The sequence below is a fragment of the Devosia oryzisoli genome (assembly GCF_014837245.1).
In the GTDB taxonomy this organism is placed as follows: Bacteria; Pseudomonadota; Alphaproteobacteria; order Rhizobiales; family Devosiaceae; genus Devosia; species Devosia oryzisoli.
Genome location: NZ_JACYFU010000002.1, coordinates 690,000 through 704,287, shown reverse-complemented (window position 1 = coordinate 704,287; position 14,288 = coordinate 690,000). Strand labels below are relative to the sequence as shown.

Annotated in this window: 13 protein-coding genes; 9 read left to right on the top strand and 4 right to left on the bottom strand. The window is 65.1% G+C overall.

Translation table 11 applies throughout. The features are described 5' to 3' along the window. The first annotated feature begins 424 nt into the window (after positions 1 to 424). Genes IC608_RS10040 through IC608_RS10000 form a run of 9 tightly spaced genes read left to right on the top strand, consistent with a single transcriptional unit; the run spans position 425 to position 10,012 of the window. Complete coding sequence (locus IC608_RS10040; protein ID WP_191774992.1) at positions 425 to 754, top strand: STAS domain-containing protein; 330 nt, start codon at positions 425 to 427, stop codon at positions 752 to 754. Positions 755 to 757: 3 nt separating this feature from the next. After that, positions 758 to 1,126, top strand: coding sequence for a response regulator (locus tag IC608_RS10035; protein ID WP_191774990.1), 369 nt, complete (start codon positions 758 to 760; stop codon positions 1,124 to 1,126). Continuing rightward, positions 1,123 to 3,141 (top strand): chemotaxis protein CheA, encoded by a 2,019-nt coding sequence (locus tag IC608_RS10030; RefSeq protein ID WP_191774988.1) that lies wholly within the window; start codon positions 1,123 to 1,125, stop codon positions 3,139 to 3,141. Before IC608_RS10035 ends, IC608_RS10030 begins: the two co-directional genes overlap by 4 nt. Beyond that, on the top strand, positions 3,138 to 3,635 hold the full coding sequence (locus tag IC608_RS10025) for a chemotaxis protein CheW (protein WP_248306278.1): 498 nt from the start codon (positions 3,138 to 3,140) through the stop codon (positions 3,633 to 3,635). Before IC608_RS10030 ends, IC608_RS10025 begins: the two co-directional genes overlap by 4 nt. Further along, positions 3,632 to 5,725 (top strand): methyl-accepting chemotaxis protein, encoded by a 2,094-nt coding sequence (locus IC608_RS10020; RefSeq protein WP_191774986.1) that lies wholly within the window; start codon positions 3,632 to 3,634, stop codon positions 5,723 to 5,725. The genes IC608_RS10025 and IC608_RS10020 overlap by 4 nt, the downstream gene beginning before the upstream one ends. 11 nt (positions 5,726 to 5,736) lie before the next feature. Continuing rightward, the gene (locus IC608_RS10015) at positions 5,737 to 6,201 is read left to right on the top strand and encodes a chemotaxis protein CheW (protein ID WP_191774984.1); all 465 of its coding nucleotides are present in this window, start codon (positions 5,737 to 5,739) and stop codon (positions 6,199 to 6,201) included. A 56-nt stretch (positions 6,202 to 6,257) separates the two neighbouring features. Continuing rightward, positions 6,258 to 7,130 carry a CheR family methyltransferase gene (locus IC608_RS10010; RefSeq protein ID WP_191774982.1) on the top strand — a complete coding sequence of 291 codons (873 nt, stop codon included), beginning with the start codon at positions 6,258 to 6,260 and terminating at the stop codon, positions 7,128 to 7,130. Between the two features lie 9 nt (positions 7,131 to 7,139). Beyond that, positions 7,140 to 8,258 (top strand): protein-glutamate methylesterase/protein-glutamine glutaminase, encoded by a 1,119-nt coding sequence (locus IC608_RS10005; protein WP_191774980.1) that lies wholly within the window; start codon positions 7,140 to 7,142, stop codon positions 8,256 to 8,258. Then, the gene (locus tag IC608_RS10000) at positions 8,255 to 10,012 is read left to right on the top strand and encodes a hypothetical protein (protein WP_191774978.1); all 1,758 of its coding nucleotides are present in this window, start codon (positions 8,255 to 8,257) and stop codon (positions 10,010 to 10,012) included. Before IC608_RS10005 ends, IC608_RS10000 begins: the two co-directional genes overlap by 4 nt. On the opposite strand, the gene IC608_RS09995 is transcribed toward IC608_RS10000, so the two are convergent. Genes IC608_RS09995 through IC608_RS09980 form a run of 4 tightly spaced genes read right to left on the bottom strand, consistent with a single transcriptional unit; the run spans position 10,009 to position 14,208 of the window. After that, positions 10,009 to 10,749: a hypothetical protein gene (locus IC608_RS09995; RefSeq protein ID WP_191774976.1), complete on the bottom strand. Its 741-nt coding sequence runs from the start codon at positions 10,747 to 10,749 to the stop codon at positions 10,009 to 10,011. The two genes, IC608_RS10000 and IC608_RS09995, sit on opposite strands and share 4 nt — an antisense overlap. Before the next feature lie 10 nt (positions 10,750 to 10,759). Next, complete coding sequence (locus IC608_RS09990; RefSeq protein WP_191774974.1) at positions 10,760 to 11,530, bottom strand: DeoR/GlpR family DNA-binding transcription regulator; 771 nt, start codon at positions 11,528 to 11,530, stop codon at positions 10,760 to 10,762. 57 nt (positions 11,531 to 11,587) lie between these two features. Further along, on the bottom strand, positions 11,588 to 13,021 hold the full coding sequence (locus tag IC608_RS09985; RefSeq protein ID WP_191774972.1) for a M81 family metallopeptidase: 1,434 nt from the start codon (positions 13,019 to 13,021) through the stop codon (positions 11,588 to 11,590). After that, positions 13,021 to 14,208 (bottom strand): MFS transporter, encoded by a 1,188-nt coding sequence (locus IC608_RS09980; RefSeq protein ID WP_248306277.1) that lies wholly within the window; start codon positions 14,206 to 14,208, stop codon positions 13,021 to 13,023. Before IC608_RS09980 ends, IC608_RS09985 begins: the two co-directional genes overlap by 1 nt. Between the last annotated feature and the right edge of the window lie 80 nt (positions 14,209 to 14,288).

Here is a 14,288-nt window from a genome sequence, read left to right as displayed (position 1 = left end):
CACTATTCCGGACCTCGGCCGCGACCAGATGCGGGCCACCGTAATGCGCATAGTGAATCCAGCGTGTTCTACTGGAGAGTCTTGCGCATTGGATTCTGAGTCTTGATGGCCGGATTCTGCCGCCCAGCCCGTCAGGCTGGAATCAACCGAATGCTTGCGTCGCCGTATGTTACTTTTACTGCTGAATACTGTTTTGAAATCTCTTCAACAAAAATCATCACGGGTTCCATGCTGTAACTAATGTTTAAGCTGGAGATGAAACTATAGTGTTGCGTCGGATGGGAATACGATGCCGCAGAAACAGCAATAGAGTCAAACGTAGCAAGCGTACGGACACGCATAAACGCCTACCGGTTCCCACCCCACTTTCAACGGTAGAAAGACAGAATGTCAGACCAGATCACCCTTCAGGCCGGCCACGCACATGGCCGATGAACGATACCACACGCTCGTCTTGAGCGCTGACGCAGGCATCAGATCGGCACAGAACGTGCTGGCAAGTCTGCGGGAGACAATTTCACATCACGATCGGATCGGCATCGACACGCAGACGGTGACGGCGGCGGACCTGACGACCGTTCAGTCGCTTCTTTCGGCACGCAACAAGGCGGCCGAACTGGACAAGTCCGTGGTGATGCTGGCTCCCCTTGGGGCAGCGCTGGCCGATGTGCTCCAGGCGGCCGGCTTTCTGGCCGAGGGCCAGGCGCAGGCATCCTTCTGGTCACCCGTTTCCGAACCGCTGCCAAGGGCCTGAGCCATGAGCAAGACCATCCTCACCATCGACGACTCCGCGTCCATCCGCCAGATGGTGGCCATGACCCTTACGGGTGCCGGGCTCGACGTCATCGAGGCCGCCAACGGCGCCGAGGGCTACGACAAGGCCACCACCAATACCGTCCACGCCGTGCTGACCGACCTCAACATGCCGGTCCTCAACGGCATCGAATTCATCCGCAAATACCGCCAGCACCCCTCCAGCAAGGGCATCCCGATCATCCTCCTGACCACGGAGTCCGATGAGGACCTCAAGCGTCAGGCCAAGGAAGCGGGCGCCACCGGCTGGATCGTGAAGCCCTTCAAGCAGGACCAGCTTCTGGCCGTCATCAAGAAGGTCACCGGGGCATGAACATCTCCGACCCCACCGAGACATTCCGCCAGGAGGCGCGCGAGCTGCTCGATCTGCTCGAAGCGGGGCTGCTCGACCTTGAGCAGGATCCCGGCAATGGCGACCTCATCAACTCCGCCTTTCGGGCCCTCCATACTATAAAGGGCTCGGGCGCGATGTTCGGGTTTACCGCCGTCGCCGAATTCGTGCACGAGTTCGAAACGGCCTTTGACCGGGTGCGCAAGGGCCAGAGCGAGGCGACCAAGGCCCTGATCGGCGTGGCGCTTGACGCCAAGGATCACATCCACCGCCTGATTGAAAACCCGGACAGACGGATCACGGGGGGCGACGTCATCCTGTCCCAGTTGCGACAAGTGGTCGAAGGAACGCCTGTTGAACCCGTGGCGCCGTCGCCAGTCGCCGAGCGCACGCCCGCGCAGAAAGTCGACACCACGCGCCTCTGGCGGCTGACATTCTTCCTGCCATCGGACGCCCTCGTCTACGGCACCAACCCGCTGCTGCTGCTCGATGAACTCGCGCAAATCGGCCCGATCACTGTTACTGCACTGACGGACCGAATTCCCGATCTCGATATCCTCGACCCCGAGGTGCCGCAGATCGGCTGGCAGGTGGACATCGAGGCCGACGACCCGACGAGCGCGATCGACGACGTCTTCCTGTTCCTGCGCGACAGCATGGAACTCAGTCTAGTGCCGCTGGAAAGAGCTCCCGCAGCCGCGATCGACCTCGAAGAGCATACCCAGCTGGCCGCGGCGCCAAGAGCCCAGGAACCTGCCGCAGTGCCGGTTCCACCGCGTGCAAAGGCGCAGGAGAAGGCGGAAACGGACAAGCCAGCCGCCAGCTCCTTGCGGGTTCCCGCGGAAAGACTGGACGAGTTGATGGACCGCGTTGGGGAGCTGGTCATCGCCCAGGCGCGCCTCAGCCAGATTGCCGCGCTCAGTTCGGACACGGCATTGAAGACCATCGCCGAAGAACTCGAGCGCCTGTCCTCGGGCCTGCGCGACACCACCATGGGCATCCGCATGGTGCCCATCGGCAGCCTGTTCGGCCGCTTCAGGCGGCTGGTCCACGATCTTTCGGGCGAGTTAGGCAAGCCCATCGACTTCATCACCACCGGCGAGGAAACCGAGCTCGACAAGACCATGATCGAGCGTCTCGCCGACCCGCTGGTGCACCTGATCCGCAATTCGGTGGACCATGGCCTTGAGACGGCCGAGCGCCGTGCCGCCGCCGGCAAGCCGGCCAAGGGGCAGGTGCGGCTGTCCGCGGTCTATTCCGGCGCCGAAGTCGCCATCTCGGTCAGTGACGATGGCGCTGGGCTCGACGCCGCCCGCATCCGCGCCAAGGCCGAGGAGAACAGGCTCATCACCCCCGAAACCAAGCTGACTGATGGCGAGTTGCATCAGCTGATCTTCGCCCCGGGCTTTTCGACCGCCAAGGAAGTGACCTCGCTCTCCGGTCGCGGTGTCGGAATGGATGTCGTCAAGCGCACCATCGATGGGTTGCGCGGCACCATCGAGGTGTCGACCCGGCCGGGCGAGGGGACGACCATGACCCTGCGCCTGCCGCTGACGCTCGCGATCATCGATGGCATGCTCGTGCGCGTGGGCACCGGCCGCTACACCATTCCCCTTGCCGCAGTCGAAGAATGTGTCGAGCTGCCCGAGGGCCTTGAAGGGCAGGCGAAGGGCCGCAACTTCCTCGACATCCGCGGCAGTCTCGTGCCCTACCTGCGGCTGCGGGAGGTCTTCGGCATCACCGCGCCGCGTGAACTGCACCAGAAGGTCGTGATCGTCTCCTCCGGCGAAGGGCGGGTGGGGCTCGTGGTCGACCAGATCATCGGCAACAACCAGACCGTCATCAAGCAGCTCTCCAAGCTCCACTCGGACATCAAGTCGTTCTCCGGGGCGACCATCCTGGGCGATGGCAGCGTGGCGCTAATCCTCGACACCGCGCATCTGGTCGCTTCCGGCCAGTCCTACGTGGACCGCAACCTCAACGGGAGGGCGGCATGAGCGCCTCTGAAGCGCCGATGAAGGCGCTGACCATCCGCCTCCAGGACGAGCTGTTCGCCGTCGAGGCCTCTCAGGTGCGCGAGATCCTTGATCTCGTGCCCATTACCGAGGTCCCCAACGCGCTCCCCTTCGTCGGCGGCTTGATCAACGTGCGGGGGCGCGTCGTGCCGCTGGCAGACTTGCGCGTCATGTTCGGCATGCAGCGCCCGGAGCCAGACCAAGATACCCGCATCGTCGTCATGGAAGTCATCATCGACGGTGAGCCAACCATTGCCGGTATCCTGGCCGACAAGGTTCATGACGTCACCGACATCGAGGCCGCCTCGATCGAGGAAGCCCCGCGAGTGGGCATGCGTTGGCGCCCCGACTTCGTCAAGGGGATCGGCAAGCGCAACGGCGGCTTCATCATCATTCCGGACATGGAACGGATTTTCGACACAACGGACGGCAGGACGCCGGCCGCAGCAACGACAGAAGAAAGGTCATCGCTGTGAGACTAACCATCAAGACCAAGCTGGCGGCGGTGTTTACGACCGTCGTTGCCCTCTCGGGCGTCAGTATGTTCATCGCCGTGCAGAATTTGGATGCGCTCAACTCCGAGCTGCAAACCATCGTCGATGTCCGGTCGGCAAATCTAATTCGCTCATCGCAGATGCAAACGAGCCTTGAGAGCTTGGGCTCAAGGGTGCGCGCCCAAATTCTGACTACGGATCAGATCGAAAAAGAAAGCTACACAGAGAAGCTCCACGAGGATTATCAGGAGCTCGTCGATGGGCATGCCTTCCTTGATGGCAATGCACTCAATCCGGCTGTGCGCGAGAAATTGCCCGCCTTCAAGGCGAAGGTGGAGGAACTTTATGCTGCCGTGCAGAAGGGCGAAGAGTTGACGCTCAAGAATTCCGACGCCACGGCCCTGGCCATCAGCCGCAGTGATGGCAGCGACTCCCTAGGCGTCTTTGAGGAGTCCATGGCCAATATACGCAGCACGTTGCAGCGGAAGGTCGAAGGCGGCGATCTGTCTGCTTTCCCGGCATATCGAGCAGCTACAGAGATGTTGCTGACTGGCTCGGATATGTTCCGTCAGCAGCGCAACGTATTGCTTGCGGCCTCGCAGGATCGAGAGCTGCAGGAAAAGTGGCATGCAGATTATCTGTCGGGCGTGCAGTCCAATGCAGAACGGCTGCCTGACCTTCAAAGGACCATGCCGCCCTCTGAAATGGCCTTGTTCAATGCAGCTCGCGACGCGTACGAGGCCATGGTTGCAGCGATGGATAAGGCGGTTGCTGTATCGATGGACAACGGCGACTACTTCGCGCTGCAGCAGATGAACAGCGTCAACGACCTGCGACTTGAGGCGGATGAAATCCTGCAGTCAATTATCGATCTGAACACAGCCGTCATGGATGAGGCCCAGAAGCACGCGGCAGAAGTTTACCAAAGCTCGATGACGCTGCTGATCGGCCTCTTGATCGGCTCCGCCCTGATCGCTCTGGTCGCGGCCACCTGGATCGTACTCTCGATTTCGCGGGCTCTCTCCAGCGCCGTTCGCCTCGCCGACGAAGTGGCTGCCGGCGATCTCAATGCCTCCGCCCAGATCAAGGGCGACGACGAGGTGGGCGATCTCATCAAGTCGCTCAATGCCATGACCACCAAGCTGCGCAACGTGGTCGGCGAAGTGACCGCGGCGGCCCGCAACGTTGCCGCTGGCTCGCAGGAAATGTCGGCCACCGCCGAACAGCTGAGCCAGGGCGCCACTGAACAGGCCTCCTCGACCGAAGAAGCATCTGCCTCCATGGAAGAGATGGCCGCCACCATCAAGCAGTCGGCCGACAACGCCTCCCAGACTGAGAAGATCGCCCGCCAGTCCGCGGCCGATGCCATCGCCTCGGGCGAAGCGGTCAACAATGCCGTCAGCGCCATGCAGACGATCGCCGAAAAGATCATGGTGGTGCAGGAAATCGCCCGCCAGACCGATCTGCTCGCTCTCAACGCGGCTGTGGAAGCGGCCCGGGCCGGCGAACATGGCCGCGGCTTTGCCGTCGTGGCTTCGGAAGTGCGCAAGCTCGCCGAGCGCAGCCAGGCGGCCGCCGCCGAAATCTCGACCCTTTCCGGCACAACGGTCAAGGCCGCCCAGTCGGCCGGCGAGATGCTCTCCAGGCTGGTGCCCGACATCCAGCGCACGGCCGAACTCGTCGAAGAAATCTCGGCCGGTTCGCGTGAGCAGAATGCCGGTGCCGCCCAGATCAACACGGCCATCCAGCAACTCGACAAGGTGACCCAGCAGAACACCTCGGCCGCCGAAGAGATGTCGGCAACCTCCGAGGAGCTGGCCAGCCAGGCCGAACAGCTGCAGGCGGCGATAGGGTACTTCCGCGTCGACGGCAGCGGCATGGAAACCTCTGTCGCGGTCGCCCGTCCGGCCAATGATCTGAAGCAAGCCATTCTCGCCAAGGCGCCGCACATGGCTCCGCGCAAGCCGGCTCCGGCCGGCAAGTCACGCACTGGTGGCGGCTTCGACCTCGACCTCGGCGATGACGGCCACGACGATCTCGACGGCGAGTTCAGCCGCCGCGGCGCCGCATAGGAGGCCCGTTCATGGCCGAGCGCCAGCAATATGTGACCCTGGGCGTCGCGGAGGAAATCTTCGCGGTGCCCGTCACCCGGGTGCAGGAAATCCTCGACATGCGTCCCATCGCCCGCCTGCCGCGCGCGCCGGACAACCTGCTGGGCATGATCGACGTGCGCGGCGAAGGCGTACCGGTGCTGGACCTGCGGCTGACCCTGGGAATGGGCGCGGCCATCGACACGGAAAACACTCGGATCGTGGTGCTGTCTGTGGAGACGGCACACGGACCGGTCGTGCTCGGCCTGCGCGCCGACCGCGTCTTCGAAGTGACCGTGCTCGATAGCGATGCGCTCGATCCGGCCCCGGCCATCAGCGCGGGCTGGAGCGGTCACTGTATCGAGGGCATCGGACGGCGCAACGGCCAGTTCGTGACGGTTCTCGATCTCGACCGGCTCCTCGGGAACGCCGTGCCTGCCGCAGGCCGCGCCGCCTGATCACTCGCCGGCCGGCGTCCTGCTGGCCGGCGTCCTGCGTTTCGGAGAACACTTTCTTGCCCGCCCTTGCCCGCGCCCCGCAGCGCCTCGACGAAGACGATCACCTCACCCCGACCGATTTCCAGCGCATCTCGGCGCTGATCGGGCAGGAGGTCGGTATCCGCTTGCCGCCGGGCAAGCGCCTCATGGTCGAGGGGCGCCTGCGCCGGCGCCTGCGCGCCCTGGGCCTGGCAGGCTTCGAAGCCTATGGCGACTACCTTTTCCGCCAGAACGGGCTCGAACAGGAGCGCCCCCACCTCATCAACGCCGTCACCACCAACAAGACCGACTTTTTCCGCGAGCCCGAGCATTTCGAGATCATGGAAAAAACGCTCGTGCCGACGCTGCTGGCTGGCCGGACCGATCGCCAGCCGCTGCTCAAGGTGTGGAGCGCCGCCAGTTCCACCGGTGCCGAGGCCTATTCCATCGCCATGCTGCTGGCCGACATGGTGACCCGCGGCCGAAGCTTCCGCTTCGCCGTGCTGGGCACCGACATTTCCACCGACGTGCTGGAGCAGGGCCGCCGCGCCATCTATCCGGCCGAGCAGATCGCGCCCGTTCCGCCCGCGCTCCAGTCGCGCTACCTGATGTTCTCCCGCCGCCCCGGAACACGCCCCGAGGTGCGCATCGTTCCCGAATTGCGCCGGCACGTGCAGTTCCAGCGTCTCAACCTCATGGACCAGAGCTATCCTTATGACCGGGACGTCGACATCATCTTCCTGCGCAACGTGCTGATCTATTTCGACAAGGCGGATCAGACAAAAGTCATCACGCGGCTCACCGCTCATTTACGACCCGGCGGCTATCTTCTACTTGGCCACTCGGAGTCGATGATCGGCACTGATGTGGCGGTGCGGCAGGTTGCTCCGGCCGTGTTCCAGAAACTCTGAGGCCACGCCATGGGCGAGAAAATTCGCGTCCTCATCGTCGATGACAGCGCCTCGGTTCGTCTGGCGCTTTCCGACATCATCGCGGCCGATCCCGATCTCGAGGTCATGGGCACGGCCGCCGATCCCTATGTGGCAGTCGAGCGCATCCGCCAGGAGGTGCCGGACGTGATGTTCCTCGATATCGAACTGCCCCGCATGGACGGGCTGACCTTTCTGCGCAAGATCATGTCGCAACGGCCCATCCCCGTCGTCATCTGCTCGAGCTTCGCGCAGGCCGGCTCAGACACGTTTATCGAGGCGCTCGAAGCCGGAGCGGTGGACGTGGTGGCCAAGCCGCGCGTCGACACCGCCCAATTCCTCCAGGAATCGCGGATGCGCATCTGCGACGCGGCCAAGGCGGCTGCCCATGCCAAACTGAAAGGCATTCGCAAGGCTGCTCCCGCCATGACCGTCGAGGCCAAGCTGACGGCGGACGCCATCCTGCCGCCGCTGTCGGAGACGCGCCGCCAGTCGCTCTCCGAACGCATGCCGGCCACCGAGCCCCTGATCGCCATCGGCGCCTCCACCGGCGGCACAGAGGCGCTGCGCGAAGTGCTCGATGCGCTTCCCGCGGCCACGCCGGGCATCCTCATCGTCCAGCACATGCCCGAAAAATTCACCACCGCCTTCGCCCGCCGCCTCGACAGCACCTGCGCCCTGCGCATCAAGGAAGCCGAGGACGGCGACCTTGTGCTGCCCGGTCAGGTCCTCCTGGCCCCTGGCAATCTGCACATGCAACTGGTGCGCAACGGAACGCGCTACAGCGTGAAGATCATCGAGGGTCCGCACGTCTCGCGCCATCGCCCGTCGGTCGACGTTCTCTTTCGCTCCGTCGCCCAGGCCGCAGGCCGCAATGGGCTCGGCATGCTCTTGACCGGCATGGGCGACGATGGGGCCCGGGGGCTTCTCGAAATGCGGCAGATGGGCGCCCATACCGTCGCGCAGGACGAAGACAGTTCGGTCGTTTTCGGCATGCCTAAGGAAGCCATTGCGCGCGGCGCCGCTGCCCGCGTGCTGCCGCTCTCGCGCATGGCGCAGGAAATCGCGCTATTCGCCCACGCTGCCACCACCAAGAGGGCCGGCACATGATCGCCACCGCTTCCGCCCGGTCACCGTCCACGGCCGGCACTCCTGTCCGCGATCTGGCCCGCGCCATCGCCGCGCCGCGCGACCGCATCGAGACGGCTTTTGTCGGCGTCGGCGAGCGCCTCACCGAAGGCGCGGCGCTGCTCAACAGCCTGACCCGCGAATTCGAAGCGCTGCCCGAGGCCCTGGAAGGCGAGGACGTACTCGACGCCAGCGCCCGCCTGCGCGACGTGGCGGAGCGCGCCGCCGATCTCGCGCGCGCTTTTGGCCAGGAAAAGGCCGACCTCGACAAGCTCGTGGAGGTCGTTGCAGCGGCCAATGCCCCGATCAGCGAACTGCGGCGGACCGTGAAGATGATGGGCATCGTCTCGGTCAATGCCCGGGTAACGGCCGCCGGCATCGTCGGAGACAGCGACGACTTCGACGTCTTCACGACCGACATTGCTACCCTCTCCGATACGGCCAACCGCACCATCCAGGAATTTGCGCAGGTCTATCGCCAGCTGACGGTGGAGGTGGGCAAGGCCGCCAGCCAGCGCGCCCGCTTTGAAAGCCAGCACGCCAGCACCCTTTCGACCCTTGCCGCGAGCCTCTCGGAGACCCTCGAGGCTTTGGACCGCCAGCGGGTTGCCGCTGTCGACGGCAGCGCCGAAACCGGTCGCGTATCGCGCCAGATTGTGGCCCGTATCGGCAGCGCCGTCATGGCCTTGCAGGTGGGGGACGCCACAAGGCAGCGGCTTGAACATGTCGAAGCGGGCCTGCTTGCCCTGGCAGATACGCTCGATCACGCCAGTGCGATGGGCGTCGACCTCGACGTGAACGAGCGTGCGCCCGCCCGGGCGGCGCTGTCGGCCCTGCAACAGGCGCAACTGAGCGACGCAGCATCGAGCTTCGGCATGGAGGTCGCGGAGGCCGAGGAGGCCCTCTCGGCCCTTGCAGCCGATGCCAGCGTCATCATGGCGCGCAGCCGCGATCTTTATGGCGACAAGAACGGCAAGAGCTCGATCATGGCGGGCCTGAGTGCGCAGTTGCGCAGCGCCATTGCCATCCTGGGCGATTTTGAGCTGGAGCGCGGCAAGCTCGAAGCTGTCGCCGGCGCGGTGCACGACACGGTGGGCGTTCTGCTCGGGCACGTTGCGGCGGTGCAGGACATCGAGGCGAACATGCGCCTCGTCAGCCTCAATGCGGCAGTGCGTTGCGCCCAGCTCGGGCCGCGCGGCGCCTCCCTCACGGTGATTGCGACGCAACTGCGCGAATTGACCAGTGAAACCGTGGTGGCTGCCGAGGCGGCGATGGCGCGCCTCGATCAGTCCTCTACGCTTGCAGCGTCGTTTGGCGCCGCAGCCAGGGCAGACGGCGCCGGACAGGTCGGCCAGCTCGAGCAGCAGGCCAGCCAGGCGCTCGAGCTTCTGACCAGCCTCGACAAGCGCCTCGCGGCTGCACTGGCGCGTCTCAACGCCGATGGGCCAAAGGTCATTGCCCTGCTCGATCGCGCGGCGCGCGGCCTGTCGGGCCAATCCGCCATGGCCGAAGCTCTTGACGACATTGCGCTGCGCATTGCCGGCCTTTCGCCCGAGCCACCGCCAGAGAGCCTGTCGGCAGGTCTTGCCGCCCTGCTCGAAAGTCTGCGCAAGACCTACACGATGCAGGCGGAGCGACAGGTGCATGCGCGGCTCTTCGGGCACCTTGCCACGACCGCGCTCGAAGAACCCGAGCCGGCCAATGACGACGCCAATCTGGGTGACTTCATGCTCTAGCCGATCGTGGCACTCACCACGCCGTACCCCTCGACCCGCCCCTCGATGGTTGTGGCCTCACCGATCGGCGCGACGGGCCGCGCCCCGGTGATGATGATCTGGCCGGCCCTGAGCGGCAGGCCGCGGCTGGCTGCGTGGCCGGCAAGCCAGGCGAGGGCGTCGAGCGTCGTTGTCCAGCTGGCTCCGTTGGCGACCGCCTTGGCCTCGGCGCCATCGTGCCAGAGCGCCGCCGGGAGGGTCTCCAGCTTGCCGGTAATCGTGTCGGCAACCGCCGGTCCGACGACGACGGCCCCATTGCTCTGCAGGTCCCCCAGTTGCAGATTGCGCGCCATGGCGTCCCGGTCGGGGAAGGGGCTGCCGATCAGTTCGAGAGCCGGATGGATCGATCCGATGGCCTCGGCGATGGTGGCGCGGTCGGAACCCGCGGCGATGTCGGCCCCCAGCATCACCGCGATCTCGAGTTCCGCAATGACGAACCGGTGGCGCTTGCCGTCGATGCTGGCCCGATTGTCGAAATAGCGGTTCTTGGGGATCGGCGAACAGATCGGCGGGTCGCCGACGCCCGCAGCGACTTTCCAGCCCCCGACGGGGCCGGTCCGTTCGATGATGGCATCCTGGAGCGCGTAGACCGCATCGAGGTCAGCGGGGACCAGATGATCGGGGACGTCCGCCACCAGCGGTCCGCCATCGTGGGCGGCGATCAGGGCTTGGGCGAGGGCGGAGAGGCTGTCGATCATGTGCTGGTCCTTAGGCAGAAGGGGTCGTTTCGATGAGCCGCACCCCTGCCTCGGCACAAAGCGTGCGAATGGAGGCGTGGGGGCACGTGTCGGTGATGAAGGTCTGAGCCTGGCTCAGATGGCCGATGCGCACCGGAGCGGTGCGCGAAAATTTCGTGCTGTCCGATACGACGATGACATGGCGTGCATTGGCGATGATCGCCTGCGCCACCTTCACCTCCCGAAAATCGAAGTCGAGCAGCGCCCCATCCGGGTCGATGGCCGACACGCCGATAATGGCAAAATCCACCTTGAACTGGCGGATGAAATCCACCGCCGCCTCGCCCACGATGCCACCATCGGATGCGCGCACCACGCCCCCGGCAATCACCACCTCGACCGTGGGAACGGTGCGCAGGCGGTTGGCGACATTGATATTGTTGGTGATCACCATCAATCCGTGGTGCTGGCTCAGGGCCTGGCTGACGGCTTCGGTGGTGGTGCCGATATTGATGAAGAGCGAGGCGTTGTCAGGAACAATGGCCGCGGCAGCCTGCCCGATGGCCTGCTTCTCCGCCGTCGCCATGCGCCGCCGGGCCTCGTATTCGAGGTTTTCGACGCCCGAGGGGTGCATGGCCCCGCCATGCGTGCGCTTGAGGGTACCGGCATCGCAAAGGCTGTTGAGGTCCCTGCGGATGGTCTGCGGTGTCACCGCAAAGGCGGCCACGAGATCCTCGACGCTGACTTCGCCGCGCTGGCGCGCCATCTCGACGATCTGGGCCTGTCGCATCGTGGGAGTCATGGCATCCGCACCGGTTCCTTCCGGTGCTTATCCCAAGAACGGATGCGGGAAAAGCATTCAGCCTGCCCGCGCCGACCACTTTACCTCCGGCGTGAAGGCAAAATCGGTGTCGAACGGAAAGCTCGGCCGCGGGGTGTGAAGGCGTTCGGTGCGCTCGACGAACTGGTCGACGACGCCCGGTGACAGCGCCATCAGGCTCGGATTGGCGATCGGTCCCAGTTCCGGCGACAGATAGCCCGACTTCACCACCACGATTCCGGCCTTGCGCGGATCAAGGTCGAGTTTGGTGAAGTCCGCGATGTTGTGGAACGGTCGCCGCCGGGCCGTCAGCACGAGCTCGATGCCGCCGATCCGCACCACCGCCTCGCGCAATCGCGGCTCGAACGTTTCGAGGAGGAAAACGACCTCACAACCCGTCTCCACCGGCGTGCTGGACGGATCGAGGCTGCCCCCGATATGCAGCATCACCGTCGCGCCGACCCCAGCACTGTAACAGGCATCGGTCGCCGCGCGATCGGCTATGCCGGCAAAGATCACGTCGCGGGCGTCACGGTGCATCAGCGCCGCCAGCACCTCGGCCCGGTCGCCCACGCCCCCGCCTGTCGGATTGTCCCCGGACTCGGCAAGCACGACGGGATGCGTGGGGCTGGCGATGGCCTTGTCGACACACTCGTCGATGGAACCGGTTTGCATGCCGAAGACGAACTGGTGGCGAATGTCCCAGTAGTTCTGCGCCAACCGGCCGGCGGCCTCAGCCATTGCCGCCCGGTTCGTGCCCGTGATCACGGCGCAGGCGGTGGCGCGGGGCTCATCGGCCCAGACATAGCCAACCTGGAACGAGGCATCCCACACCCCGCCCGGCTCCTCGACCTCGTGCATCTGCGCATAGAAGCTGCGGGCCGGCTCGTCCTGTGTCGAGGTCCGTTCCCCCGGGAGCAATACCGGCACGGGTGCCCACGCCAGCATCGGCCGCACGCCCGTATGCAGTGCCCGCACGAGCATGGTCACGGCCCGGCGCATCGTGTCGGGCACGTCGATGTGTGGCGCGGTGCGATAGGTGGAGAATATGTCGAGATTGTCGATGATGCGCTGGCTGATATTGCCGTGCAGATCATAGCTGGCCGCGATCAGCACGTTGGGTCCCACGACCTGCCGCACGGCTGCGATGAAATCGCCCTCGGCGTCGAACATGCCCTCGACGAACATGGCGCCGTGCATGGCGAGATAGACGCCATCGAGCGGCATCGCCGCGCGCAGCCCGTCGAGGATTTCGCCTTTCCAGGCGTCGTAGATGGCCCGCTCCACCGGTCCCCCGGCGATGGCGCGCGCGTGCAGCAGCGTGATGAACTCGGCCGGGAAATGGGTCAGGAAGTTGAAGTAATCGTCCTTGAGCATGGCCGGGCCGCGCAGCACGCGAAAATCGGCTTCGCGCGCGAGCACGGGATTATACGTGCTGCATTCGGTGTGGAGGCCGGCAACGGCAATGCGCATCAGAGAACTCCGGGTATCTCGGCTTCGGGATTACGGGTGGTTCGGACAGGGCGTGGCGCCAACCGGCCTGCAAGAAAGAGGCTGAGCAGCAGCGCCGGCACGACGCAGGCCACACCCACCCGGATGTCGACATGCTCGGCGACGAACCCGATCAGCGGCGGACCGATCAGGAAGCCGCAGAGGGCCACGAAACTCAGCACCGCCACATTGGCCGATGCGGCCCGGTCGCCGAGCCCGGCCGCGGCCGTGACGGCCAACGGGAATCCGACCGAAACGCCGACGCCGATGATGCCGAAACCCACCAGCGCAAGCGGCAAGGTGGGCGCCAGGAACAGGGTGATGCCGCCCAAGACCCCCAGCGTCCCGCACAGCCGCGCCGTGCCGACGGCGCCGAACCGCCGCTTGAGCAGATCGCCACCGAAGCGGCCGCTCGCCACCATGAGGGCAAAGATCGAGTAGCCGATCCCGACAAGGCCGCCATCGGCCGAGAGGGCGTCCCGCAGGAAAATGGCCGACCAATCGGCCATGGCGCCTTCCGTCATGGTGATGCCGAAGACAAAAAGGCAGATGCCCACCAGGGCTGGGCTGGGTAGCGACCAGGCCGAACGGTGCGTCTGGCCTTCGGGTGCTGCATCACTCAGCGCCGGCAGCGCCTGTCCCACCAGGAGAGCGATCGGCAACACCATTGCTGCCGCGATGGGAACGGCGATCTGGGGCGCCACCGCCAGCGCGGCGAAGCCCGAGCCGATGAGGCTTCCGGCCATGATGCCGAGCGACCAGAATCCGTGCGAGGTGTTCATGATGAGCCGGCCGCTGGACTTTTCGACAAGGTCCGCCTCGACATTCAATCCCAGTTCCACGAAGGAAATCGAGGATCCGGCGAGCATCAGGGCGAGGAAGAGCCAGGCCATGTTGGGCGCCAAGACCGGCAGGCAGGCAGCCAGCGAATAGAAGACGAAGCCGAGAACGATGGCCTGTCGCGCCCCGATCCGTCCCACCAGCGGCCCGGCAAAGGGCAGGGTGAGCAGCGTACCCACCGGCATGCCGAGAAGGGCAACCGCGAGGCTGGCCGGACCCAGCTCCAGCCGCGCCTGGATTTCGGGAATGCGCGGCAGCCAGGAGCCATAGGCGATGGGCTGGAGAAAGAAGATCAGCATCACGAGGCGCTGGGGCGTGAGGAGGGGCAAGAAAAGCTCCGAAATCCGTGGCCTGTCCTGCAGGGTCATCCCCCGAGAAAGGCGGGGGCCTCTGTTGGGGATGCCTGCGC

What these genes read in the sequence shown, in the direction of transcription:
- IC608_RS10040 (WP_191774992.1), top strand. Translation starts at nt 425, where the DNA reads ATGGCCGATGAACGATACCACACGCTCGTCTTGAGCGCTGACGCAGGC.
- IC608_RS10035 (WP_191774990.1), top strand. Translation starts at nt 758, where the DNA reads ATGAGCAAGACCATCCTCACCATCGACGACTCCGCGTCCATCCGCCAG.
- IC608_RS10030 (WP_191774988.1), top strand. Translation starts at nt 1,123, where the DNA reads ATGAACATCTCCGACCCCACCGAGACATTCCGCCAGGAGGCGCGCGAG.
- IC608_RS10025 (WP_248306278.1), top strand. Translation starts at nt 3,138, where the DNA reads ATGAGCGCCTCTGAAGCGCCGATGAAGGCGCTGACCATCCGCCTCCAG.
- IC608_RS10015 (WP_191774984.1), top strand. Translation starts at nt 5,737, where the DNA reads ATGGCCGAGCGCCAGCAATATGTGACCCTGGGCGTCGCGGAGGAAATC.
- IC608_RS10005 (WP_191774980.1), top strand. Translation starts at nt 7,140, where the DNA reads ATGGGCGAGAAAATTCGCGTCCTCATCGTCGATGACAGCGCCTCGGTT.
- IC608_RS10000 (WP_191774978.1), top strand. Translation starts at nt 8,255, where the DNA reads ATGATCGCCACCGCTTCCGCCCGGTCACCGTCCACGGCCGGCACTCCT.
- IC608_RS09995 (WP_191774976.1), bottom strand. Translation starts at nt 10,749, where the DNA reads ATGATCGACAGCCTCTCCGCCCTCGCCCAAGCCCTGATCGCCGCCCAC.
- IC608_RS09990 (WP_191774974.1), bottom strand. Translation starts at nt 11,530, where the DNA reads ATGACTCCCACGATGCGACAGGCCCAGATCGTCGAGATGGCGCGCCAG.
- IC608_RS09985 (WP_191774972.1), bottom strand. Translation starts at nt 13,021, where the DNA reads ATGCGCATTGCCGTTGCCGGCCTCCACACCGAATGCAGCACGTATAAT.